This is a genomic window from Micromonospora sp. NPDC002389, from assembly GCF_040296095.1.
GTDB lineage: Bacteria > Actinomycetota > Actinomycetes > Mycobacteriales > Micromonosporaceae > Micromonospora.
The window spans coordinates 163,736-186,675 of record NZ_JBEOWP010000002.1 but is presented as its reverse complement, the minus strand read 5'-3'; the positions used below and the strand labels follow the sequence as shown (position 1 = coordinate 186,675).

Below are 22,940 nucleotides of genomic sequence, written 5' to 3'. Positions count from 1 at the left end.
TCCGCATGCTCCGCGCGATCGGGCAGCACCGGTCGACCTCCCGTCGGCCGGTCGCCGTGCCCGCTCATCCGCGTCACCCGGTACCGCCGGTTCAGTCGGTTCGGCCAGCCCAGGAACCTGTCGAACATGTCGGCGGCGCTGCCGGTCTGACAGGGATCGAGGCGATGCAGGTCGTCGATCGCCTCGTGCAGGCATCCGGCCAGATAGACGAAGAGGTTGACCGGGGCACCCTCGTAGTCGGCCAACAGGGCGAGCTTGCCGCGCGTACACGGCCACGGGTGACCACAGTGGCGGCACAACCACAGCGGACGCATCGGCGGATGCTCGGCCGGCTCGGCCACGACCTGGTGTGGGGTCGGCGGCGGGAGTTCGTCGGTCATGACCGTGGCCTCACCCGCATACCCACTCCCGCCGACTCGGACGAACGGCGTGCGGCGGACGACCGGTGGTGAGCCGCCGACGCCTCACGCAGTAGGAGGCGCGCACGCGGGACCGGCATTACGAAAAGTCCGTCGCCTACCGGATAGTCTTTCCCGGCGGTCAGGCCCAGGGGGTACGGACCCGGAACGAACTCGCCCGCGCGAACGCCTGCGTCCCGTCGGGAAAGTCGATCCAGAACCCGACGTCGCGCCCGTGCACGACGAGGTGCGGATAGTTGTGCGAACGCATCGTCACCGAGGCGGCCGTCGCGCCGCGTTCGGGACAGAAGGTCGCGTCCTCGCGAAACAACCGGGTGCCCTCGTCCGGGCTCAGGCGCAGGCGCAGGCTCGCATGCCGCAGGTAGCGCCCGTCGGCGCTGCGCAGGGTGACACAGCCCGGGTCGGCGAGACCTCGACCGACCGTGAAGGTGGCGCGTCGACGGGCCTGCGCACTGCTGGCCCCGGTCACCTCGGCGAGCCCGGCCACGTCGCCGTCGACGGTCAGGTACCGGCCCGGTGCCCGTACGGACTCCAACGACCAGGTGCCCGGTGGAATGGTCCCGGTCGGCACGGGCGGGCGTACCGCCGTAGGCGACGCGGACGGCGACGCGGCCGGGGTGGTGGCCGCCGGAGTCGGGCTGGGACGCGGCGGGGCGGCCGACGACGTCACCGGCGCGGCGACGGCTGGCGGCGGCGCGGGCGCGGGATCCGGCCGGAGCGCGACGCCGGCGGTGGTGCCGGCGATCAGCACCGCCGCGGCGGCGGCACTCGCCACCGGATGCGCCACCACCGCCTGGGTCAACATGCCCAGCAACGAGCCGCCCTGCCCGGCCGTGCCACCAACGGCAGCCCCACCGCTGACCGCCGTCGCACCGCCGATCGCGGCACCACCGGCGACCGTCGTCCCACCGACCGCCGCAGCCCCGGCGTGCGCCGCCAGGACCGGGGTGCCGCCGGCCGCCCCGGCCAGCAGGCCCTTGGCGACCAACGCGGCGGTCAGGCCAGCCGGCACCGCAAGCGACGCGATGCCCAGCAGCAGCCGTTCGGCGGGCACCCGGTCGACCGCGCCCGCCGCGCAGTACGGGCAGTCGCGGACGTGCCGGGCGATCCGCTTGCGCCACACCGGTGTGGGATGTCCGTCCCAGCCACCCACCGTCGCCGCGAGGTCCGGGCAGCGCGGACGGGCCGACAGCGCCGCGACGATGGTCCGGCCCAGGTCCAGTTGCTCCCGCATCCGGTGCAGGCGCACGCCGACGTGCGCGACCGTCGTGCCGGTGGCGGCGGCGACCTCACCCCGGGTCAGCCGGCCGGCGCACTCCTGCCACCAGAGCGCCAGCATCGGCCGGTACGCCGGGTCGAGCCACCGGGTCGCCTCGACCACCTGGCGACGCTGGTCCGACACGTGCAGGCGCAGAATCGCCTCGCTCTCCACATCACCGCCGCCCGGCATCCGGTCCACCCCGTCGACCACGGTGACCCGGTCGACAGCGGCCCGGACCCGGTGCCGGTGACTGGCGATCTGACGTAGCGCGATCGCCACCAGCCAGGAGCGGAAGCTCTCCGGTGCCCGCAGGGTCGGCAGGTCACGGACCACCCGGAGCAGCGTCTCCTGCACCACGTCGTCCACGTCCGGGTGCCCGCTCAACGCCCGGCCGACGAGGTTGTAGAGCAGCGGAAGGTGCGCCGAGACGAGCCGGTCGCGCGCCGACCGGTCCCCCGCCTGCGCGGCGACGACCAACGCGGCGTGGTCCGCAGTGATCGTCATACCGCACCGCCTAGGCCGTTTCGTACGGGCGGGTCCCGCCGAGCACGACGTCACACGATATCGACTGTCGCCGGTCCATGGCCGGTTTCACGAGGGCGGTCGCGCCGAGTCGGAGTCCGGTTCGGGGCGGGGAGGTTCGCGGTTCTCCTGGAGGGTCCGGGTGACCTGGTCCAGCAACTGTCGCGGATCGGTCCGCCCGGTCACCTGCACCTCCACCTCCGACTCGCCGATCCGCATCCGGACCGTGGCACCGCTGGGCTGCTGGCTGAGCCACGTCTGCAGCAGGGCGAACAACCCGGGCAACAGGCTCTGCGCCACCACCGCGATGATGACGGCCTCGCTGAAGCCGGCCCGCCCGCCGGTACGCCCACTCAAGTCCCGTACCCCGGCCCGGAACTCCGGCCGCCGGTGGATCCAGTCGACGAGCGGAACCTGGGCCGGCTGCCGGAGCGTGGTGATCATCTGAAGCCGGACGGGTTGCCGTCCCGCTGCGGACCCACCGGTGTTCACTCGTCCACCTCCGGTTGGAAGGTCAGCTCCTCGCCGGTGGCGGTGACCATGCCGGTGACCCCGAGCGTGTAGGTGTCGCTGAACTCCTCCTCACCGAAGTAGGACTCGTAGGTCCCGGTCACCCGCACCTCGCCCCGTTCCTCGTACGGCGTGCTGACCTGCGCCGCCGCCGGGCCGAGCAGGTCGATCTGCGGCGTGGGGTAGCTGCTGATCGTCCACTTGATCCCCTTGGCACCCTGGTAGCCGCTCAACCGGAACGGGCAGTCCTGCGGGGCGGCGACGGTCTGCCGCGCACAGCCGTCGAGGTACTCCTTCACCTGCGCGTCGACCGTCGACCGGGCGGCGGGCTTCAACTCGGGTACGACCTGGATCGGCGTCGCGGAGCCGGCACCGGGCAGCACGGTGATCCGCTGTGCCGGTGTCTCGCTCAGCGGGCTGGCGGCAGCGGTGACGACGTACACGCCCGGCACGGAGAGCACCGACTGCCCCTCCGGACTCTCGGGGATCGCCACCCCGTTGACCAGGAGGCCCGGCTGACTGACGACCGCGTCCAGGCTGGACACACCGCCGACGACGTGCCAGCCCCGGAAGATGCCCGCCGTCGACGCATCGTCCCGACGCAGCGCCAACTCGGCCTCCACCCGCTCCTCGCCGAGCCGCAACGAGACCGTTGCGGTCGCGTGGTCCTCCTCCCGCTCGATCGCCGTGACGTCGACGTCGGAGGGCGGCTGGTAGTCGGCCGACTCGATCATCCTGCCGAGCAGGTCGTCACTGCGCACCGCCGCCTCGACCTCCGGGTTCAACCATCCGGCCAGGTCGTCCACGTCCCGGTCCGCCAACGCCGAGAAGTACCCGTCGACGGCGGTCGCCGGCCGGAAGAAGCCCCACTGCACGACCCCGAGCAGGCTGGAGACCAGGCAGATCGACAGCAGGACGGCGGCACCGATGACGGCCGGTCGCCGGACGCTGACCGGGTCGTCGCCGCCGAAGAGTTCTGCCGGCGCGACCACCCGCCTCGGTGGCGTCCCGGTGTCCGGGACGTCGTCTGCGGCCTGGACCTGCTCCAGCCGATCCAGGCGCAGTTCGTTCGGCGGGTGCTCGGCGCAGACGGCCTCGTCCCAGCCGCTGCGTCCGCTCTCGAACGACCGGCGACGCTCCAGGACGGCCCGCAGGCCGTCGGCGTGCCCCGCTGCCACGGCGCCGAGGTCCGCCCGGTACTCCGCCGCGCGCACGTCGGCGCGGTGCAGCGGCTGCACCAGGTACTTCATGGTCAGCAGGACCGGCCAGAAGAAGAGGAAGACGAACAGATTCGTGGCCGGGTGCGGGAACCTGCGCATCAACCAGGCGGGCACCGCGTGCACCAGGACCAGGGGTAGCCCGACACCCCGGACGAAGGCCGAGGTGACCTCGTCACCGGTGCGCCAGTGCACCAGCTCGTGGCTGAGCAGCGCGGCGATCTCCTCCCGCGAGTCGGTGAGCAGACCGGTGGTGACCACGACGTGCCGAGCGTACGCGCGCGCGTTCGTGGTGACGAGATCGTCTTCGACCAGCAGACGCGGCACGTTCGGCAGACCGAGCCGCTGCGCGCATTCGTGCAGGATCGGGAGAATCAAATCGCGTTCCCGTCGACTGAGCTCACGGGCGCCCGACACCCGCAACAATCGGTGCTCCAGCAACACCCGGTAGAGCGTGTAGAGAAGGCCCAGCACAATGGCCGCGCCGACCATTCCGACCAGTTGTGCCAGCAGCGAGACAAGACCGTCCACCTCGTTGAACCGGAGGACCGGAACGATCAGCAGACCGATCAGGAATGCGATGGCCGCGCCGACGAAAGCGCCGATCGGGCCACCGGACTGTTGGAGGAAGGAATCGATCAGGCCACCGATGATCGGGGCGTCGCGTACCGCGTGCGGCACCTGGTCGGCGACCATCCCGCCGCCGGTGAACGCGAGCGTGAGTGCGGCGACCGTTGCGCTCACCACCGCGGTGAACAACGCCACCGGCACGTAGAGCCAGGCCGCGAGGAAGGCACCCAGGACGCCGCGCCAGTCCCGCAGGATGCCGACCCGCAGCCAGACGACGGCGTTCGGATAGCCGGGCGGACGGTTGGCCAGCCGGCCCCCGCCAGGGTCGGACCGAGTCCCCTCGTCGACGGACGCGCGCAGTGGAGATGGCGGTGGCAGTGGCGGTGACGCCGCAGGGGAAGAAGTGTCGGCAATCTGATTCTGCTGATCGCCATAAGGCTGCGCCGCATCGGGATCGTGCTGCTGCACGGAAACTCCTCCACGAGGCCGAACAGGGCAAAGGGCGACCCGGCACCCATCGGAGAATTGTTTCCTCGGGAGGCCGCCGGGCCATGATTCAGTCAGGAGACGTAGCGGGGTAGGCGCAGACCTTACTCCGGTCTATCCCTGCCGCGCCACCCCGTTTACGCCGACCGATATCCACCGGATGCGGCAATTCGACATCTGCCGTCGATGATTACCGCGCGAGCCCCGGCAAAGATGAAACTTCCACGGATCACCACCCGGGTCGCGGCGCGATTCCCCGGCCCGGCCGCACGCCCCTCAGGGCCCGGTACGACCGATCGGGTCGACGGTGATCGGCACGCCGGTCAGCCGTTCGCTCTCCGTCCACAACCGCGCCGCCACCGCGACGTCGAGCGCTCGCGCGCTGCGGCGGGCCTGCACCGGCGGACCGGAGTTCTCCATCCGGTGCGCAGGTCCCCAGTAGCTGCCGCTCTCCGCCCCCGGATCGGTCGCGGCCCGCAACGTCGGCAGCACCCCGTCGTCGAGCTTCATCGCCACGTACCGCCCGACGGCGTTGACGACATCGACGAACCGGTCCCGGCCCTGGCCGTGGCCGGTGTACGTCCACCCCGGATGGGCCGCGGTCACCCGCACCGCCGCACCCGCTGCGGTCAGCCGGCGGTCCAACTCCAGCGCGAACAGCAACACGGCGAGTTTGCTCTGCGCGTACGCGGCGAACCGCCCGTAGCGCCGCCGCTCCCAGTTCAGATCGTCGAAGTCGATCCGCCCGGTGCGGTACGCGTTGCTGGCGACCGCGACCACCCGGGACCCCTCGGTCGCGAGCAGCACCGGGAGCAACCGACCGGTCAGCGCGAAGTGCGCGAGGTGGTTCACCCCGAACTGGGACTCGAAGCCCTGCCGGGTACGCCGCAGCGGCGGATACATCACGCCCGCGTTGTTGACCAGCAGGTCCAGCCGGTCGTGCTCGGCCCGGTACGCGGCGGCGAACTCGGCGACCGAGTCGAGATCCGCCAGGTCCAGCCGGATACACCGCACCTCGGCCGCCGGTAACTGCGCACGGATCCGCGTCACGGCCGCCTCGCCCTTACCCTGGTCACGGCAGGCCAGCACCACCCGCGCACCCCGGCCCACCAGCAGCCGGGCGGTCTCCAGCCCGAGACCGGTGTTGGCGCCGGTGACGATCGCGGTACGACCCCGCTGGTCGGGAACATCGTCGTACGTCCAGCGCCTCATCCGTCACCCCTCCGGCCCACCGCCGACGACCGGCATCGCAGGCGTGACAAGGCTTACCGCCTCCCACCGCTGCGTCAAGCGCGGTCGTGTCGGTGGGCTGTGGCAAAGTCCCGTCCGTGCACGACCACCACGCCCTGCTGGCCCGGATCACCGCTCGGATCCGTGCGGACGACATCGCCGACGACCTGCCGGCACCCCTGTCTCCGGACGCCATCGCCCGCGCCGAGCAGCGGCTCGGCTTCCGCCTGCACCCGCTGCTCGCACAGCTCTACGGCGAGCTGGCCAACGGCGGCTTCGGCCCCGACTACCAACTGCTCGGCTTGGTCGACGGAGCCGACGGCGACCAGGCCGTCGACGTCTACCTCACCGCCCGCACCGACGACGCCGGTACGGAATGGGCCTGGCCCGAAGGCGTCCTGCCCATCCTCGACTGGGGCTGCGGCATGTACGCCTGCGTGGACTGTCGATCCGTCGACGGCACCGTGCTGCTCTTCGAACCCAACCCGGGCGACCCCGACGCCGCCTGGTACGTCGACTCGCCGAGCCTGCACGCCTGGCTCACCCACTACGTCGAGGACACCGGCTGGTGGAACGCGGCGGAGGCGGGCGAGGACCCCGGCGACATGTCCCTCTGGGACGAGGCCCGCGCCCGCGCCACCGGTTGAGCCGGGCAGGGGACGGTCCATACGCAATCCCGCGTCCTCTGCCCGGATCGATCCTCGCCCTCCCCTCAGGCGGCCTGGTCCAGGCGTTTCCTGCTCAGGCGGCCTCGCTCAGGCGCTTCCTGCTCAGGCGGCCTCGTCCAGGCGCTGACGCAGCTCGGTCGGCAGCTCCAGGTCGGCCGCCGCGAGACACTCGTCGAGCTGCGCCACCGAGCTGACCCCGACGATCGGCACGATCGCCGGTTCTCCGCCCATCAGCCAGCTCAACACCACCTGGTTCGGAGTGGCGTCCACCTCGGCCGCCACCTCGCCCAGCACCCGCAGCCGGCGTTCGGTGCCCGGGTGCGCGTAGTGCTCCGGCAACGGCTTGTCCGCCCGGGTGTAGGTGCCCCACAACAGCGTGCTGTACGCGAACATGGTCAGGCCGCGGCTGCGTACCAGGTCCAACAGTTCGTCGCTCGCGTGCACGTGCCCGCCCTCCGGCAGCACGGTCGCCGGACGCGGCAGCAGGTATGAGTAGCGCTGCTGGACCACCGTGTACGGCGTCCAGCCCCGGGCCGAGGCCAACGCGCGCGTCTCGGCCAGCCGCCAGGCGGCGTGGTTGCTGGCGCCCAGCGTCCGTACCCTGCCCTCGGTCACCGCCTCGTGGAACGTGGCCAGGGTCTCCTCGTCGGAGGTCTCGCGGTCCTCCCGGTGGGCGTAGTAGACGTCGAGATGGTCGACGCCGAGCCGCTTCAGCGAGCCGGCGAGCTGCTCCCGGATCACCGACGCGCCGAGTCCCTCGGCCCCTCCGCCGGCCGCCAACCCGGAGCCGACCTTCGACGCCAGGACCAGGTCGTCCCGGTTGCCCCGACTGGCCAGCCAGCGACCCAGCACCGTCTCGCTCTCGCCACCGGAACCACCGGGCACCCAGAACGAGTAGCAGTTCGCGGTGTCGATGGTGGTGCCACCGGCCTCGACGAACCGGTCCAGGATCGCGAACGAGGTCGGCTCGTCGATCTCGGTCCCGAAGGGCATGGCACCGAGACACATTTGGCTGACCTGCATTCCCGAGCCACCGGACAGTTCACGTCGTCTCATCAGTCCTCCAAGGATGGCGGATAGTCGGCCACAGCATAGGAACAGCTCCGCACGTTCACTGACGACCATGCGGTGGCAGGCCCGTAGGGTCGGTCGTATGGCCGAGACACCGGGCGAGCCTGATCATTCCTATCTCGCCAACCTGACGCGCGTCCGTGCCGCTGCCGGGATCCTCCTGCGGGACAAGGCCGGTCGGGTGTTGGTGGTCTGCCCGACGTACCAGGGCGCGCGGGAGATCCCCGGCGGGGCGGTGGAACCGGACGAGTCCCCGGCGGAGGCGTGCGCCCGCGAGGTCAGGGAGGAACTGGGTCTCTCGATCGCCACCGGAGAGCTGCTCTGCGTCGACTGGGTGCCGCCGAACCCGCCGTGGGACGGCGGCCTCATGTTCGTCTTCGACGGCGGGACACTCACCACGGACCAGATCGCGGCGATCCGCTTGTGCCCCGACGAGGTCAGCCGCATCGAGTTCGTCGAGCCGGAGCGGATCGGCGAGGTGCTCATCCCCCGGCTGGCACGACGGGTCGCCGCAGCGATCGCCGCCATCGGACACGGCGGCGTCTACCTGGAGGACGGCGTCGAGCTCCCACCCCCAGCAACGCCGATCATGGACTTTTGGTCGTCACAAAAGACTCCTAAACGGCGTAACGGCAGCCACAGCTCCATGATCGACGCTGAGGTCCCCGGCCGGGGGGGTGAGGCGGCAGGCAACATGACAGCGGCCCCGACCGGCAGAGATCTGCCATGTCAGGGCCTTGCTGCTGGTGCGCCGCCAGGGACTCGAACCCCAGACCCGCGGATTGAGAGGCGGCGTTGATCAGTGCTCTCCCGTTCCCTCAGGTCTCACCGGTCCACGCGCTGCCTGGCTTTGCCCGTTTGTGCCAAACCGGTGTATCCCCCAGCCCACTCCGAGCGATCCGGTCCATGGCGGCCGAGCACCCAGGGAGCACCACCGTGACGCGCCTCGGGTGAGCTGTCGGCGTACCGTCGTCCGTCGATGCGGCGCGACGTGCCGGGAGAATGCGCCCGGCCTACCCCGGCCAGTTGGCCAGGTAATCGTCAAATGGAACGTTCGTCAGGCCGCTGGCCGCCGATCTCGACGTACCCGTCGATGTCCCGGTCGTACGGTGGACCGACGACGATCGGCATCTCATGCGTGGAGTGGCGGGCCAGAAACCGCCACGCCGCCCGGTTGAGCACCGGCTGCCGGGAGTTGGCCGGAGCCTCCGGGCCACCACTATGGAAGGACAACACCCGACCGTCGACGTCACGCACCGCCTGCCCCAGGCAGAGCCGTTCCCGACAACGAAAACACGCCAGATAGCCGGCCTTCGACACATCCCACCCATTACTCGGGTAGTCGGCGAAGTCCTCCTCTGGCCAATCGGCAAGGTAGTCATCGAACTCGATGTCACCAGGCTCGTCGCCGCCGATCTTGGCTGGCGGCCCGGGCGGCTCCCACATCTCGTCGTACTCCAGCTGAGAGTCGTAGATCACCTGCAACTGGTGGCCGGCATGCTCAGCGAAGATCCTCCACAACGCCCCCGACATCTCCCGCGACTGACTGTGGTTAGGCGCATTCGGGTGCGCGTAGGCGAAATAGATGATGTCGTCCCACGAGTTGCGGACCGGCTTGCCGAGAAAGAGGCGGACTCGTCGGCAGAGGCAGAACAGGCTGGCGTCTATCCCCACAGTTCGTCCCCCGTTCAGCCCGGCACGCCCAAGCCGCGCACGCCCGGCATCCACAAGCCCAGCGGCCTTCCGTCCGGAGAACGAAACGCCACCCACACGTTCTGGTAGACGGCCAGCCGTGCATCGGAGCGGTTGCCCCAGAAGCGTTTCATCATGCCCTCCACAGCCGCCGCGTCGACACCGGGCGCTACCTGGACCAGCAGCTCTCCTTCATATTTCATGGTCGGCGCTGCGGCACGGAGTCGGTTCGGAAACTGGTTGGGCTTGCCGGCGAACGTCTTGACCTGGCGTCCCAGCATCAGCTTGCCCGACGCTCATGTCTCCTGCGGTGCCTGCGGTTCGGTCGTAGGCGGGCGGCGCCTCCGATGCTGGGTGGGCCAGCCGAGGAATCGGTCGAAGACATCGGCGGTGTTACCGGTGTTGTGGGGGTGCAACTGATGCAGATCGTCGATCGCGTCGTGCAGGCAGCTGGCCAGGTAGAGAAAGAGGCTGACCGGGCTGTCCCGGTACTCCGCCATGAGGACGACCTTTGCCGCGCCGCACGGCCACGGATGGCCGCATCGGCGACACAGCCACAGCGGCCGCATGGGCAGATGCGGTCGGGATGGTTCGGCACGGACTGCCTCGACCGGCCGTCCTGGTGAAGCCATCGGCCGTAACGGCGGTTCCTCCGATGGCGCGGGCGGTTCAGCGTCCACGGGGCGGCCTTCGTCGCTGTTCATCGCGAACCGCGCTCCCGTGCCTGCCGCTCGAACACGATCCGCCAAACGTGCGTCAGCAACGGCGGATCGGCCGGCCCCGGCTGTAGCGGCGGAGCCGATGGCGACCGGTCTCGCGGCAGATCGCCCATCTTCGCGTTGCGCGAGATGTAAACACTCACCGCCGGCCCCCACTCTGACCCGCCGCTTGTACGCGGTGGGCTTGCCGACCTACCGGCAAGCCCACCGCCATCGGCCAACGGCGGGGAACAGACCGCCGGTCACCCGCCCACGCAGCCCCGATGGCGGTACGCGAACGAGGAGTCACCCGTACGGTCGACGGAGTGCCCGGCGCGAGCACTTGCCGGTGCCTCGGGTCGCATTCCGACCTGCCGCCGTAAGGCACGCCCATCTGGCTCTCCCTGAGGTGAGTTTGCCGCTGACCTGCCGGAGCGCTGGGGGAAGCGGCGCGCCGGCACGTCCAGCCTGGTCCGGGGAGGCGGGTAGACGGAATGTCCGATCGGTGCACTGGCGGTGCACCTGCCGTCACCCCGCGTGCCGGTACGATCACCGGGCCAAGGACTGTCCGTTGCGGAAGGACGTGCGATGGCTCCGGTGACGACCTGGACCGGCCGAGAAGCGAACGCACTGCGCAACGCGCTGCGGATGAGCGTGACCGCCTTCGCCGAGCACTTGGGCGCGGCCCGACGAACGGTGGCCAAGTGGAGTAGCCAGGGCGACAACGTCCTCCCACGCGCCGACATGCAAGCTGCGCTGGACACCGTGCTGGCCCGAGCCACACCCGACGCACGGGAACGCTTCGAGGCCCTGCTGGCGACGCGCAACAGCGGTGCAACCGTGAGCACCACGCTGCCGATCGCCGGTACGGATACGGATACTGGCGATGACGGACACGGTGACTCGGGCTCGGATGGTGACGTGCGACGAAGAGATCTGCTACGCGGGGCGACGATCGGCGTCGCCGCTGCGCCCGGCGTGATGCCGCTACTCGACGCGCTCGTCTCGCCACGCCATTCGAACGGGGCGATGCTGTCCTCCCAACAGTTCTCCCGCGCCGTGGCCGCAGCGAAGATCGACTACCAAGCCTGCCGGTACGAATGCGCCCTTGACCAGCTCGTAACGCTGCTGCCCGCACTCGAACCCGCCAGGGCCAGCGCGCAGGGCGAACAGAGAAGGCACGTCGAAGTCCTGGCAGCGGACCTCTACCACGTCGTCGGCAGCGTCCTACTCAAGGTCGGCGACCGAGGCATGGCCCTGGTTGCGGCCGAGCGCAGCACCCGAGCCGCTGCGACGAGTGGGGAGCCGGTCGCGCTCGCCACGAGTGCTCGGATCATGACTCACGCCCTGATGAGCAACGGTCACGACAAGCAGGCAGTGACCCTCGCCGGCAACGCAGCCGGCGTGCTCGACCGGGACACGCGCCTCGCGTCGACTGACGCGGTAGCCGTCTACGGCGCCCTCGTCCTCCGAGGTGCCGTCGCCGCCGCCCGCAGCGACGACCGTGATACCGCGCAAGCGATGCTCGATGAAGCGAGCCGCGCCGCCGCCCGACTCGGCTACGACGGCAACGACCGGTGGACCGGGTTCGGTGCCGCCAACGTCCTGCTTCACCGGGTCAATGTCGCCCTGACCCTCGGCGATGCCGGCACAGCCATCGGCATCGCGCGCACGGTACCCCTTGACAAGGTGACGCTCGCCGAACGCAAAGCGTCGCTGTACGTCGATGTCGCCCGCGCCTACACCCAGTGGGGGCGTCACGAGCACAGCCTGAGCGCGCTGCGCACCGCGTACGAGGTGGCACCCGAGGAGATCCGCTGCCGCCCGGCCGTTCAGCGCATCGCCTCCGACCTGGCGCTCCTTGCCAAGGGCTCGGCCCGCACCGCCGTCGTCGACTTTGCACGAGGGGCCGGGATCCCGCTATGACCGGCGGCCACCTCCAGATCGTCGTCTGCGCTGCTGGCCCCGCCGCCGACGTGACCCAACTGATCAGCGCCGCGCAGAAGCACTCCTGGACGACCGCCGTCACCGCCACGCCCAACGGCATCGACTTCATCGACGTACCTGCGATCGAGAAGCTGACCGGCGCTGCGGTGCGATCCAGCTACCAGGCGTCCTCCAGCGGCCGCCGCTCGCTACCCGCCGCCGACAGCCTGGTCATCGCGCCCGCGACGTACAACTCGATCAACAAGATCGCCCTGGGTATTGCTGACAACTACGCGATGACTTCGGTCGCCGAACTGATCGGACGGCAGGTACCGACCGTCATCGTCCCCTTCGTCAACGCCGCACTCGCCGCCCGCGCTCCCTTCTACCGCGCCGTGGACAGCCTCCGCGACGAAGGAGTACGAGTCCTGCTCGGTCCTCAGGACTGCTGGGAACCGCACCCGCCAGGCACCGGCAATGACCTGCAGCGAGCCTTCCCATGGACTACGGCGCTCAACACAGCAATCCGGGGCGCGAACGGTGGGAACCTCGAACGTTGACCTGCTTCAACAACCGATGCGCCCCATAGGAGGCGACTGCCAACCCGCATCGCCCAGCTTGGCGGCGCGCTACGCATCAAGCAAGCGGCGACGAGTACAGCTTCGTGCGCTTCGGGTCGGAAGCGCATCCTACTCGTGACCGAGACACAGAAATCTGCCCTTTCCGGCGAACCGGTCCATCGAAAGGATGATCGGTCGGGTCTATTTTCGGGGCATCGCACTTCACGAATGATCGGTAGCATCCGATCGTCGCCCTGCATCTCCCACTCATCAACGGGGTATCACAGGCAACGCGTGGACCCCTTCGCCCGACCACAAGAAGGAGAGTGCTTAGTGGAGTTCAATGAGCGGGTCGCCGCCCTCGCCACGAAGGTCCAGAATCAGCGGGAGGCAATCCAGACGGAAGAAGCTGCCAAGAACGCCTTCGTCATGCCGTTTATCTCGATGATCCTCGGCTACGACGTCTTCGATCCGCTGGAAGTCATCCCGGAGTTCACTGCAGACGTCGGGACCAAAAAAGGCGAGAAGGTCGACTACGCGATCATGCATGCCGGCGAGGTGCAGATCCTCATCGAATGCAAACAGCCACGCGATTCCCTAAAGATCGAACACGCATCTCAACTCTATCGATACTTTTCCGTAACGAACGCGCGGATCGCTGTCCTAACCAATGGCCAGGCTTACCACTTCTATACCGATCTCGACGCTCCAAACAAGATGGACACCAAGCCCTTCCTCGTACTCGACTTAGGAGACATCGACGATGCACTCCTGCCGGAATTGCGTAAGCTCACAAAGGAAGTGTTTGATCTCGACTCCATCATCAGTGCAGCCGAAGAGCTGAAGTATCTCGGCCAGATCAAGCGTTCGATGGCGGCACAATTCAAGGAACCTGAGGATGACTGGGTCAGGTTTTTCGCAACGCGAGTACACGAGGGCTCCTTTACACAAAAGCGGCGCGAACAGTTCAGGTCACTCGTCACTAAAGCATCCTCGCAATTCATCAGAGATCAAGTGAACGAACGCCTGAAGGGCGCACTCTACGCAAGCCTCCCCAAGCAAGCTGCTGACACGCCCTCCGATGCGCTTGAGAGCGAAGAGGTTGCCCTCAAGGATGTCGCCCGCGAAACGGAGGTGGAAACGACGCTCGAAGAACTGGCGGGTTACCAGATCGTCAAGGCGATCGCGTGCAGCGAGGTCAAGCCTCCACGCATTGTTGGACGTGACGCGAAATCGTACTTCGCAGTCATCCTCGACGACAACAACCGCAAGCCGATCGCGCGTCTACATTTCAATGGAAAGGCACGGAAGTACGTGGGGACATTCGACGCCAACAAGACGGAAACTCGCCATCTAATCGAATCTGTCGACGATATTTACCTTCACGCTGACGCAATACGAACCGCAGTACGGGCTTTCATGGGCGAGGAGAGCCACAAGAACCAGTGAAAAAACGAAATTCACTGATTCGTGGTTGTCCCCGAGCTGGCTCGAACGGATGCGCTGGCCCGGCCAGCCGAGGAACCGGTCGTAGGTAGATACCGACAAGCCGCCACGTCGGCGCTGAAGGGCTGGATCGGGGCATTGATCGCGTCATGCGGACACCCGGCCATGTAGCGGAACGGGCCTACTCCGTTGCCCTCATGCCCCCGCTGCAGCAACCTCCTTCGCCGCGTCGCGGGGCCACCGCTGACCGCCACCGCACACCCAGGACGGACGCGTCGGCATTTGTCTACTGATAGACCAGCCCAGTCTCCAGCGGGACAGATTCCCTGCCGAAAAATCTTGGCTGGCCTGTCCAGCTAACTCACCATTTGAGACAGCTCTCCCGCTGACCGAGCGAGCCCGCGTAGGGATCGCCGAGTTCCCGTCGGCGAGTCGGAGCCGCATGGCTTCCAGCACCGGGTTGTACTCGGTGTGGCGACGGCTCAGCACTGGCCCGCCGGGCGGCTCGGCTCGCGGTACACGTTGATCCCGATGGGAGCACCGGGCACAATCGCCGAGTGATCGCGAGCGTGTTCTTCGATGTGGGAGAGACCATCGTCGACGAGTCCCGGGAGTACGGGACCTGGGCGGACAGGCTCGGGGTGCCGCGCCACACCTTCTCGGCCGTCTTCGGGGCGACAATCGCTCGCGGCTTGGATTACCGGGAGACGTTCCAGGTCTTCCGGCCAGGCTTCGACCTGGCCGAGGAGCGGGAGCGCCGGACGGCGGCGGGACAGCCCGAGTCCTTCACCGAGGAGAACCTCTATCCGGATGCCCGTTCGTGCCTGGCTGCGCTACGCGAGTCCGGGCTACAGGTCGGCCTGGCCGGCAACCAGACGGCACGGGCGGAGACGATCCTGCGCGCCCTGGACCTACCGGTCGACGTGATCGGCACCTCGGACGGCTGGGGCGTGGAGAAGCCCTCCGCCGCGTTCTTCGACCGAGTGATCGCCGAGGCGGGATGCCCAGGCGACCAGGTGCTCTACGTCGGGGACAGGCTGGACAACGACATCCGGCCGGCGCAAGAGGCAGGTATCGCGACCGCCCTGATCCGTCGCGGACCGTGGGGCTACATCCTCGGCGACAAGACGGTCAGTGACCGGTGTCTGTTCCAGCTCGACTCGCTGGCCGAGCTGCCTGACCTCGTACGCAAGCACAACGAGTCGGCGCACTAGTTACCCGACAACGCGTCCAGGTGTTTCTCGGCTTCGATCAGCGGTCGACGCGGACGACGATGTTCAGGGCCTCGACGGCCAGGCGAGTGAGGTCGGGAAGCTGATCTTCACCGAGAACGGCGCCTTTCAGGTTGTCCAACGGTGTTCTGAAGTCGTGCAATCGACTGCCCCGCAGATCCGCGCCGTCGAGGCGGCAGGATTCCAGCTCCAGGTCGCCGAGATCGCACGAGCGCAGCGCGACGCCGGACAGGTGGCAGGACGACCAACTGCCGTGGACGAAGGTGCAGTTGGTGAAGGCCACCGAACCGGCGGCGCTGACGCGGTTCAGGGTGGCGTAGTCGAACCGGCAGTTGTCGAACAGGATGTCTTTGAGGCGGACATCGTTGAGCCGGGCGCCGGTGAACCGGGATCCCGTAAACGAGCACCGCTCGATGCTGATGCCGGTGAGGGTCGCACCGGACAGGTCCGTCCCCACGACCTCGCACCCGTAGAGAGTCCCCGCTTCCCAGCTGACCTCACCGAGGTCCGCGCCGATGATCCGGAAGCCTCGGACGCTCTGCTCCGCAAGCTGCTCACCACGCCAGGAGATTCCATCGACAAGGCCGTCACGGACGTCACCGTCGGACAGATCGGCAACCTGGTCGAGGTCCTCGGGATCGAGGTCCGGCAGGAGAATGGTCACGTCACCCACGGTGGTGGTCCGCATGTCTCCTCAACCTGTCTGAGCGCGGGGTGGGCACGCCACCCCGCGCCGAATGATGTCGCTGGCCGGCGGGCTACTTCTTCTTGTTCCAGTTGTCCCAGCCGGGGCGGCTGTCGAAGTTCCCCTTGTTGTCCCAGGTGGGACGGTTGTCGAAGTTCGCCGCGTCGACCGACGTTACCGCGCGGGTCGGGTCGGCGCCGAGCAGGGCGAGGCGGTCCGGTGGGGCGTCGAGGAGTGCGGCGAGGGCGTGGGTCATGACGATCCTCCTTGAGGGGTGAGGTGATCCGCAGCAGCGCGGATCAGGGCTTGCCGGGTCGTGCGGCAGTAGGCGGTCTCCCGCGTGGTGAAGGTGCCGTGTTCGAAGTAGCGATTGCCGGCCTGCGCACCCCGGCAGAAGTCGTAGAAGCCGCAGCGGTCGGCGCAGCTGTTTATCGCCGTCACGAACTCGGTGACGTATCGCAGCTCGCCGGCACGGGCGAGCATGTCGCTAATCGGCTCGTGGAGCACGTTGCCAGCGATGAAGTCCGCGTAACGCGGATCCTTGACGCCGAGCAGTTCCGGTGACAGCAGCACCACCTGGCCGTCGTGGGAAACGGTGGGGATCGGCTCGTACGGGACGTGGTCGACGAGTCCGGCGCGGGTGGCGGCGAGGTAGTCGGCCAGGCGGTCCACGTCGCGGATCCGCAGCAGGCCGCCGGCAACCCGGTACCGCACGATCTGGTGCCAGAAACGGTAGGCGGCTTCCTCGGAGACAGGCAGACGGTCGGCACCTTCCTGCTCCTCGATGTTGAAGCCCACCGACGCGCAGCCGGGCAGACCGGCGAAGAACTCGACGAGGTCATCGGCGTGGTCGATGGTTTCTGGCGTGACGACGCAGATCACCGAGTACGTCAGGCCGTTGTCGACGAGCGTCTGTATGCCGCGCATAGTCCGGGCGGTCGTTGCCCTCCCGGCCCGGTCGAGCCGGTTGCCGTTCAGCGTTCCGGGACCGTCAATGCTGATCCCGATCTCGAAGTCGTGGGTGGCGAGCAGGTCACACCACCGCTGGTTGATGAGGGTGCCATTGGTCTGGATCTCGTGGCGAACCTGACGGGTACGCCGCAGCGGTTCGAACGGAACGAGCAACTCCCGGAAAGAGTCGATGGGTGTGGCGGTGGGCTCGCCGCCGTGCCAGACAACGCTCACCGGATAGCCGCTGTCCTGCTGCTCGATCGACCGCGCACAAGCCGCCGCGACCGGCACGGACATCAGCCGGCGCAACCGCCGGTCGGGCAGGTAGCAGTAGGTGCAGTCGAGGTTGCAGAAACTGGTGGGCTGCACGACCAGGGTGTGGAACCTGCTGGCGATTGCCGGCTGACGATTGACGCTGATGAGGCCGATGCCGTTCACGATGCCTCCTCGTTTCCGATCGCCGTGGCGGTGTTGGCTCGGTAGGCGCCGGTGCGGGCGGGCCAGCCAAGGAACCGGTCAAACAGTGAGGCGGTACCACCCGCCTCATTGGGATTGAGCCGGTGCAGGTCATCGATTGCGTCGTGCAGGCAGCTGGCCAGGTAGAGGAACAAGCTCACCGGGCTGTTCCGGTACTCGGCCGCGAGGGCGAGCTTCGCCGCGCCGCACGGCCACGGCTGCCCGCACCGCCGGCAAAGCCACAGTGGCTGCATTGGCAGATGCTCCTGCCGGTATACGCCTGCACCATTCGCTCGGGCCGGGCCCTGATCCCGGTCGCCGGTCATCGGCGGCCGGCTTCCCGGACCTGCTGCTCGAACAGTTGACGCCAGGCATGGGTGAGCAGCGGTGGATCAGCCGGGCGAGTCGTTTGTGGCGCAGTGCCCTCGGTGGTCAACGTCTGTCGCCAAAGGTCGTCGGCTTTCGCGTGACGTGAGACGTACACCGTCATGCCAGCACTTCCGTTCGAGACGGTGGGCGGTGGGCTCGCTTGGGGAAGGGCGAGCCCACCGCCGCCGTACGGCGGCCTCGGGCAGACCGCCGATCACTCACCCGCGCAGCCCCGATGGCGGTACGCAGGCGAGGAAGACTCCGATACGGTGCGCTCCAGGACAGTCCGAGCCGGCGATTCGAGCCGCTCTTTGGTAAGCCGGTCATCGATCCCTCCATTCGCAGCTCTCTGCCAGGCGATCCAGGCCTAGGCATCGACATGCGACGGTGACCTGGGGTGCACTGAACGTAGGGGCGATCTGTAGAAGGGACCGGGAAAATTCGTACCGGGTCAGGCGGACATCAGCGGGCAGGGTGATGGTGTGCGAGGAATGACGGACGACATGACAATCGGCCAGCGCGTCGCCTTCTATCGGCGGCGGCGAGGGCTTTCCCAGGAGGTGCTGGCCGGACTGGTCGGCAAGACCCAGGAGTGGCTACGCAAGGTCGAGACGAACCGCGCCGACCTGGACCGCCTCTCGGTGATTCGCGCAATCGCCAAGGCCCTCGATGTCTCTCTTGGGGACCTCATCGGCACACCGAGCTTGTTCGAGTGGTCCGACGACTCAGGGCGTGAGACCATTCCCGCGTTGCGCGCCGCGCTTCACGACTACCGGCACCTCGCGCCCGCTCTGGCCAGCCCCGCTGCTGTCGATGCGCCAGCCCTGCGTGAGATCGAGAACGACGTGGCCGAGATCTGGACCGCATACCAACATTCGCGATACGGCACCCTCGCTCGCCGGCTTCCGTACCTCATCCACGACTGCCTGACCGCCACTGAGGCCTACGACGGCGACGGCGGCCAGCGCGCACACGCGATGACCGCCTACGCCCACCAGCTCGCCGCGCTGTTCCTCACCAAGCTCGGCGAAGGCGACCTCGCCTGGACCGCGGCCAGCCGAGGACTGGCTGCCGCCAACGCCAGCCACGACCACGTCGTCATCGGCTCGCTCAGCCGCTCCGCCGCGCACTCCCTGGTCTCAATCGGCGAATACGCGCAGGCCCGAGGTCTCGCCGCCACCGCAGCACAGTTCCTCGAACCACGGCTGACCAAGCCCACACCAGAACTACTGTCGGTCTACGGCAGCCTGCACCTCGTGTGCGCGCTGGCCGCCGCCCGTGACGACGACCGCGCCTCCGCAGACACCCACATCGCCGAAGCCGACGCCGCAGCGACTCAGCTCGGCGCCGACGCCAACCACGTGTGGACCGCCTTCGGGCCCACCAACGTGTCGATCCACAAGACGACCGTGGCGATGGAACTCGGCGACGTGCAACGCGCCATCGCCATAGGTGCCCCACTCGATACCGGTGTCCTGCCCGTCGAGCGGCAGGTCCGCCACGCCATCGAGACCGCGCGAGCACTGGCGCGCTGGAACCGCATCGACGATGCCCTCGGCGCGCTGTTGGACGCGGAGGTCATCGGCCCAGACCAGGTGCGCTACCACCGACTCTCCCGCGACCTTGTCCGAGACATCCTCATCCGCCCCCGGCCGCCTCGACTGGCCGTCGAACTCAGCGAACGGATGGGCGTCCGATCGGGTGGACCACGCTGGTAGCCGTCGTCAGACCAGCCGGCTCGTGTAACCGGCCGCCACCAGTCGCTCAAAGGCGGCCCGGACCTCGTCCGGTACCTCCTGTGGGATCGCGAACCCGCGCTCGGCGTACACCTCGATCCTCTGGGTGTCGCCGACCAGCATCTCCACCACCCGCCGCGGGTCGCCGATGCTGTGTACGTAGTCGTCGAGTGCCAACGGGTTCGACGCGCAGACCACGTCAACCTCCGGCCACATCAGCCTGCACGTGGCGTACGCCCGACGCTGCTGGTAAGGCCGCGACATGATCAGCACTGACTGCACCGGGATACGCCGTTCGGCCAGCAGCTGCCGGGTGTACTCCAGGTTCTGAGCGGTGTTCGTCGCCCGTGGCTCCACGAGAATCGAATCCGCCGGCACGCCCTGCTCCATCGCGTATTCGCGGTAGTGCACAGCCTCGCCGCGAGGGAACCGTTCCACCGTCGTCGGCGCGTTCGCCCCGGTGAACACGATCCAGGGGAACAATCCCTGGTGGAACAGGCGCCTCGCGATCACCGCGACACCAAGGTCATGGCTGCCCAGCCCAATCCCCACGTCACACGGCCTCAGCTCATGGCCCATGTCGTGGTAGCGCCACAGCGTCTCCACATCGACACGGATCTCGTCGGGGATCGACTCGGCAGGCGCCGCCGGGCGCTGATTCATCAACAGGTACCGGGCCGGACCGTCACCGCAGCCCCTCGTCGGATCGGCCCAGTGCCGCCAGGCCCGCCCTCGCTACCTCCAGCGGCACGACAGCGGCGACCGGTTCATCCTGCTCGCTGAGGTAGACGACCCGCCCCTCACGAACACTCCGCAGCAGCTCAGGCAGCAAAGCCGAGATCGGGAGGTCATCCGGCGTGGCGTAGGTCCGGTCCGCACTGGGTTCCCTCATGCCGCCAGCGTAGGGGTTGTGAGGCGACGGGGCGACGCCGACTCCACGCAAGGATGCTCTGGCCTAGCTGCTCTACGTCGAGAGCAGGGCCTCCTGGTTGGAGGTGATGAACTCGGTCAGCCCTTTCGGCTTGAGATCCACTGCGCGCAGCTTGTCGATCGCCACTCGATCAAGCTGATAGTCACCACGCGATGGATCATCGAACTCAGGCCCGCTCCGAGCAGTCTCCCGCAGCTCAAGTAGCCGGCAGACGAAGAAGTGCTGGACGGAAACGGCCTCACCAGCCGGGGCCGTAGACAGGAACACCTGGACGAACCGGTCGGCCTCGGCGCCGAGCTCTTCATGCAGCTCCCGACGAAGTGCCGCCTCCAGGGAGACATCCGTCGGCTCAACGCCACCGCCCGGCGTCGTCCAGTACGGCGCCTGGCCGGGCTTGATCCGCTTGATCAGCACGAGGCGGTCGTCCCCGTCCAGCAGAATGGCCCGCACCGACCTACGCACGATCCGGCGCACGACCGCCCCCTATCCACACCCGACGAAATGCCCTCGCGGCAGCACAGCCATTTGATCTTCGAGCCTGACCGCTGGCATCACACCGCGTCCCACCGCCGCCCACCCGGTCCCACGGCTCCCGAGCACCCAGCGAGCGACCATCCATCACGACAAACACGAAAAAGGCCCCGACCGGCAGAGATCTGCCATGTCAGGGCCTTGCTGCTTGGTGCGCCGCCAGGGACTCGAACCCCGAACCCGCGGATTAAGAGTCCGCTGCTCTGCCAGTTGAGCTAGCGGCGCTCGGTGGCAACGGGGAGAACCCTAGCACGCCCTTTGAGGCGGGTTCCAATCCGATACCCGGGTCCTCCCTTCGGTCGAGCTTTCCGGACATTTGGCAACAAGCACGCACAAGGCGTGGGACGGGTTCATGTTGGGCGGGTGGGATGGGGCACGATGTGCGCCAGGTGCGCTAGGACAGGGGTGGGGATGGGCAGGTTCGCGCGGGCCGGGGCGTTGGTGGGCACCCTGGGTCTGGTGGCGTCGCTGGCATTGTCGGGTTGTCGCGAGGAGGGCTCGGCGGCCGAGTTCGTTCCCGGGCCGTCGACCAGTGAAGCGGTGACACCGGACACACCGCCGTCGAGTGGGCCGCCGTTGGCGGTGAGCCCGGCCGACGGGGCGAAGAACCGGCCGGTGAGCGCGGAGATCGGCGCCGAGTTGCCGGACGGCTCGACGGTGTCGAAGGTCAGCCTGACCACGGCCAACGGCAAGGAGGTCAAGGGCAAGCTGCGTACGGATGGCTCGTCCTGGGTGCCGTCGGCGCCGTTGAAGTGGTCCACCAAGTACACGGCCACGGTCACCGCGAACCGGCCGGACGGCTCGGTCAGCGAGGGGACCAGCACGTTCACCACGATGGCCAAGCCCGGCTCGATGATCACCTCGGGGCTCTACCTGTTCGACGACCGGACGTACGGGGTGGCGATGCCGGTGGTGGCGGAGTTCCACCCGGGCATCCCGAAGAAGGACCGGGCCGCCGTGCAGAAGCGAATGTTCGTGCAGACCGACCCGCCGCAGCCGGGTGCCTGGCACTGGGTGAGCAACGGCACTCAGGCGTTCTACCGGGCGCCGGAGTACTGGAAGGCCGGCACGAAGCTGTCCGTACGGATCGCGTTGGCCGGCATTCCGCTGAGCAACGGCCGGTTCGGCAACGTCGACCGGAGCGCCACCGCGAAGATCGGCTCGGCCTTCGAGATGAAGGTGGACAACGCCGACAAGCAGATGCGGGTGTACGAGGACGGCAACCTGATCAAGACGCTGCCGGTGAGCCTGGGCAAGAAGAAGACCCCGTCGTCCAGCGGCACGCTGGTGGTGATGGAGAAGAAGGAGGCGACGGTCTTCGACACGATGGACGATCCCGATCCGGAGAACCGCTACGTCACCGACATCCAGTTCGCCCAGCGGCTCACCTGGGGTGGCGAGTACATCCACGCGGCACCCTGGTCGGAACACGTCCAGGGACGGCAGAATGTGTCACACGGTTGCGTGAACGTGTCCCTGGCGAACGCCCGCTGGCTCTTCGAACGGACCAAGGTCGGTGATCCGATCACCATCAAGGGCACCGAGCGGAAGCTGGCCGCCGGCAACGGTTGGACGGCGTGGGATCTGAGCTGGTCGGAGTTCGTCAAGGGCAGCGCGCTGCCGGTTCCGGACGGTGGTGCGGGCGCGGCCTTGTGACCGTGCCAGATATGTCACCATCCGGACATCCCGCTCCACGTGTTTCGGTTCACCTTCCGCAACGGGTACGTGTTCCGGTGCGTCTGTGATGTGGACGGGCAGCGGACCACGACTGTG

General features: G+C 68.2%; 25 protein-coding genes, 1 tRNA gene and 1 pseudogene. 8 read left to right on the top strand and 19 right to left on the bottom strand.

Features of this window, described 5'->3' with window-relative positions; all coding sequences use genetic code 11:
* Positions 1 to 71 precede the first annotated feature (71 nt).
* From ABT008_RS04065 to ABT008_RS04045, 5 genes and pseudogenes are all read right to left on the bottom strand, one after another.
* Positions 72 to 380, bottom strand: a pseudogene (locus tag ABT008_RS04065) (hypothetical protein); the annotation flags it as partial.
* Positions 381 to 540: 160 nt separating this feature from the next.
* Complete coding sequence (locus tag ABT008_RS04060; RefSeq protein ID WP_350693456.1) at positions 541 to 2,184, bottom strand: sigma-70 family RNA polymerase sigma factor; 1,644 nt, start codon at positions 2,182 to 2,184, stop codon at positions 541 to 543.
* 87 nt (positions 2,185 to 2,271) lie between these two features.
* Positions 2,272 to 2,694 carry an effector-associated constant component EACC1 gene (locus ABT008_RS04055; protein WP_350693455.1) on the bottom strand — a complete coding sequence of 141 codons (423 nt, stop codon included), beginning with the start codon at positions 2,692 to 2,694 and terminating at the stop codon, positions 2,272 to 2,274.
* A complete protein-coding gene (locus ABT008_RS04050; protein WP_350693453.1) occupies positions 2,691 to 4,967 on the bottom strand; it encodes a M48 family metalloprotease in 2,277 nt (758 codons plus the stop codon). The genes ABT008_RS04055 and ABT008_RS04050 overlap by 4 nt, the downstream gene beginning before the upstream one ends.
* A gap of 294 nt (positions 4,968 to 5,261) precedes the next feature.
* Positions 5,262 to 6,197 carry an oxidoreductase gene (locus ABT008_RS04045; protein WP_350693452.1) on the bottom strand — a complete coding sequence of 312 codons (936 nt, stop codon included), beginning with the start codon at positions 6,195 to 6,197 and terminating at the stop codon, positions 5,262 to 5,264.
* 116 nt (positions 6,198 to 6,313) lie between these two features.
* Between ABT008_RS04045 and ABT008_RS04040 the strand changes: the two genes are divergently transcribed.
* On the top strand, positions 6,314 to 6,862 hold the full coding sequence (locus tag ABT008_RS04040) for an SMI1/KNR4 family protein (RefSeq protein ID WP_350693450.1): 549 nt from the start codon (positions 6,314 to 6,316) through the stop codon (positions 6,860 to 6,862).
* Between the two features lie 123 nt (positions 6,863 to 6,985).
* On the opposite strand, the gene ABT008_RS04035 is transcribed toward ABT008_RS04040, so the two are convergent.
* Complete coding sequence (locus ABT008_RS04035) at positions 6,986 to 7,939, bottom strand: aldo/keto reductase (RefSeq protein WP_350693448.1); 954 nt, start codon at positions 7,937 to 7,939, stop codon at positions 6,986 to 6,988.
* A 97-nt stretch (positions 7,940 to 8,036) separates the two neighbouring features.
* On the opposite strand from ABT008_RS04035, the gene ABT008_RS04030 reads away from it, so the two are divergent.
* Positions 8,037 to 8,753, top strand: a complete 717-nt coding sequence (locus tag ABT008_RS04030) for an NUDIX domain-containing protein (protein ID WP_350693446.1) — start codon at positions 8,037 to 8,039, stop codon at positions 8,751 to 8,753.
* Positions 8,754 to 8,995: 242 nt separating this feature from the next.
* Here ABT008_RS04030 and ABT008_RS04025 read toward each other — a convergent pair whose 3' ends face one another.
* From ABT008_RS04025 to amcA (ABT008_RS04010), 4 genes are all read right to left on the bottom strand, one after another.
* Positions 8,996 to 9,628: a hypothetical protein gene (locus ABT008_RS04025; RefSeq protein ID WP_350693444.1), complete on the bottom strand. Its 633-nt coding sequence runs from the start codon at positions 9,626 to 9,628 to the stop codon at positions 8,996 to 8,998.
* 14 nt (positions 9,629 to 9,642) lie between these two features.
* Entirely contained in the window at positions 9,643 to 9,927 is a 285-nt protein-coding gene (locus ABT008_RS04020) for a hypothetical protein (RefSeq protein WP_350693442.1), read from the bottom strand.
* A gap of 15 nt (positions 9,928 to 9,942) precedes the next feature.
* Positions 9,943 to 10,278, bottom strand: coding sequence for a hypothetical protein (locus tag ABT008_RS04015; RefSeq protein WP_502890352.1), 336 nt, complete (start codon positions 10,276 to 10,278; stop codon positions 9,943 to 9,945).
* Positions 10,279 to 10,346: 68 nt separating this feature from the next.
* Positions 10,347 to 10,508, bottom strand: a complete 162-nt coding sequence (gene amcA, locus ABT008_RS04010) for a multiple cyclophane-containing RiPP AmcA (RefSeq protein ID WP_350693441.1) — start codon at positions 10,506 to 10,508, stop codon at positions 10,347 to 10,349.
* A gap of 424 nt (positions 10,509 to 10,932) precedes the next feature.
* On the opposite strand from amcA (ABT008_RS04010), the gene ABT008_RS04005 reads away from it, so the two are divergent.
* The 4 genes from ABT008_RS04005 (at position 10,933) to ABT008_RS03990 (ending at position 15,490) form a co-directional block, all read left to right on the top strand.
* Entirely contained in the window at positions 10,933 to 12,270 is a 1,338-nt protein-coding gene (locus ABT008_RS04005) for a hypothetical protein (protein ID WP_350693440.1), read from the top strand.
* Positions 12,267 to 12,830 (top strand): flavoprotein, encoded by a 564-nt coding sequence (locus ABT008_RS04000; RefSeq protein WP_350693439.1) that lies wholly within the window; start codon positions 12,267 to 12,269, stop codon positions 12,828 to 12,830. Before ABT008_RS04005 ends, ABT008_RS04000 begins: the two co-directional genes overlap by 4 nt.
* A gap of 333 nt (positions 12,831 to 13,163) precedes the next feature.
* Entirely contained in the window at positions 13,164 to 14,279 is a 1,116-nt protein-coding gene (locus tag ABT008_RS03995) for a type I restriction endonuclease (protein WP_350693437.1), read from the top strand.
* A 554-nt stretch (positions 14,280 to 14,833) separates the two neighbouring features.
* Positions 14,834 to 15,490, top strand: coding sequence for an HAD family hydrolase (locus ABT008_RS03990; protein ID WP_350693436.1), 657 nt, complete (start codon positions 14,834 to 14,836; stop codon positions 15,488 to 15,490).
* A 37-nt stretch (positions 15,491 to 15,527) separates the two neighbouring features.
* On the opposite strand, the gene ABT008_RS03985 is transcribed toward ABT008_RS03990, so the two are convergent.
* The 5 genes from ABT008_RS03985 to amcA (ABT008_RS03965) all read right to left on the bottom strand — a co-directional run bounded on the left by ABT008_RS03985 (position 15,528) and on the right by amcA (ABT008_RS03965) (position 18,090).
* The gene (locus ABT008_RS03985; protein WP_350693435.1) at positions 15,528 to 16,196 is read right to left on the bottom strand and encodes a pentapeptide repeat-containing protein; all 669 of its coding nucleotides are present in this window, start codon (positions 16,194 to 16,196) and stop codon (positions 15,528 to 15,530) included.
* A 70-nt stretch (positions 16,197 to 16,266) separates the two neighbouring features.
* Entirely contained in the window at positions 16,267 to 16,449 is a 183-nt protein-coding gene (amcA, locus tag ABT008_RS03980) for a multiple cyclophane-containing RiPP AmcA (protein WP_350693433.1), read from the bottom strand.
* Positions 16,446 to 17,582, bottom strand: a complete 1,137-nt coding sequence (gene amcB, locus ABT008_RS03975; protein WP_350693431.1) for a cyclophane-forming radical SAM peptide maturase AmcB — start codon at positions 17,580 to 17,582, stop codon at positions 16,446 to 16,448. Before amcB ends, amcA (ABT008_RS03980) begins: the two co-directional genes overlap by 4 nt.
* Positions 17,579 to 17,854, bottom strand: a complete 276-nt coding sequence (locus tag ABT008_RS03970) for a hypothetical protein (RefSeq protein ID WP_350693430.1) — start codon at positions 17,852 to 17,854, stop codon at positions 17,579 to 17,581. Before ABT008_RS03970 ends, amcB begins: the two co-directional genes overlap by 4 nt.
* A gap of 68 nt (positions 17,855 to 17,922) precedes the next feature.
* Positions 17,923 to 18,090, bottom strand: coding sequence for a multiple cyclophane-containing RiPP AmcA (gene amcA / locus ABT008_RS03965; protein ID WP_350693428.1), 168 nt, complete (start codon positions 18,088 to 18,090; stop codon positions 17,923 to 17,925).
* 370 nt (positions 18,091 to 18,460) lie between these two features.
* Here amcA (ABT008_RS03965) and ABT008_RS03960 point away from each other — a divergent pair, with 370 nt between their 5' ends.
* Entirely contained in the window at positions 18,461 to 19,687 is a 1,227-nt protein-coding gene (locus tag ABT008_RS03960; protein ID WP_350693427.1) for a helix-turn-helix domain-containing protein, read from the top strand.
* Between the two features lie 6 nt (positions 19,688 to 19,693).
* Here the strand turns inward: ABT008_RS03960 and ABT008_RS03955 are convergent, their stop codons facing one another.
* From ABT008_RS03955 to ABT008_RS03940, 4 genes are all read right to left on the bottom strand, one after another.
* Positions 19,694 to 20,374, bottom strand: coding sequence for a YdcF family protein (locus ABT008_RS03955; RefSeq protein ID WP_350694054.1), 681 nt, complete (start codon positions 20,372 to 20,374; stop codon positions 19,694 to 19,696).
* 16 nt (positions 20,375 to 20,390) lie between these two features.
* The gene (locus tag ABT008_RS03950) at positions 20,391 to 20,597 is read right to left on the bottom strand and encodes a hypothetical protein (protein ID WP_350693425.1); all 207 of its coding nucleotides are present in this window, start codon (positions 20,595 to 20,597) and stop codon (positions 20,391 to 20,393) included.
* A 72-nt stretch (positions 20,598 to 20,669) separates the two neighbouring features.
* A complete protein-coding gene (locus ABT008_RS03945; protein WP_350693423.1) occupies positions 20,670 to 21,110 on the bottom strand; it encodes an NUDIX hydrolase in 441 nt (146 codons plus the stop codon).
* 206 nt (positions 21,111 to 21,316) lie between these two features.
* A tRNA-Lys gene (locus ABT008_RS03940) sits at positions 21,317 to 21,392 on the bottom strand.
* Between the two features lie 186 nt (positions 21,393 to 21,578).
* Here ABT008_RS03940 and ABT008_RS03935 point away from each other — a divergent pair.
* Positions 21,579 to 22,823 carry a L,D-transpeptidase gene (locus tag ABT008_RS03935; protein ID WP_350693422.1) on the top strand — a complete coding sequence of 415 codons (1,245 nt, stop codon included), beginning with the start codon at positions 21,579 to 21,581 and terminating at the stop codon, positions 22,821 to 22,823.
* The last annotated feature ends 117 nt before the right edge of the window (positions 22,824 to 22,940 follow it).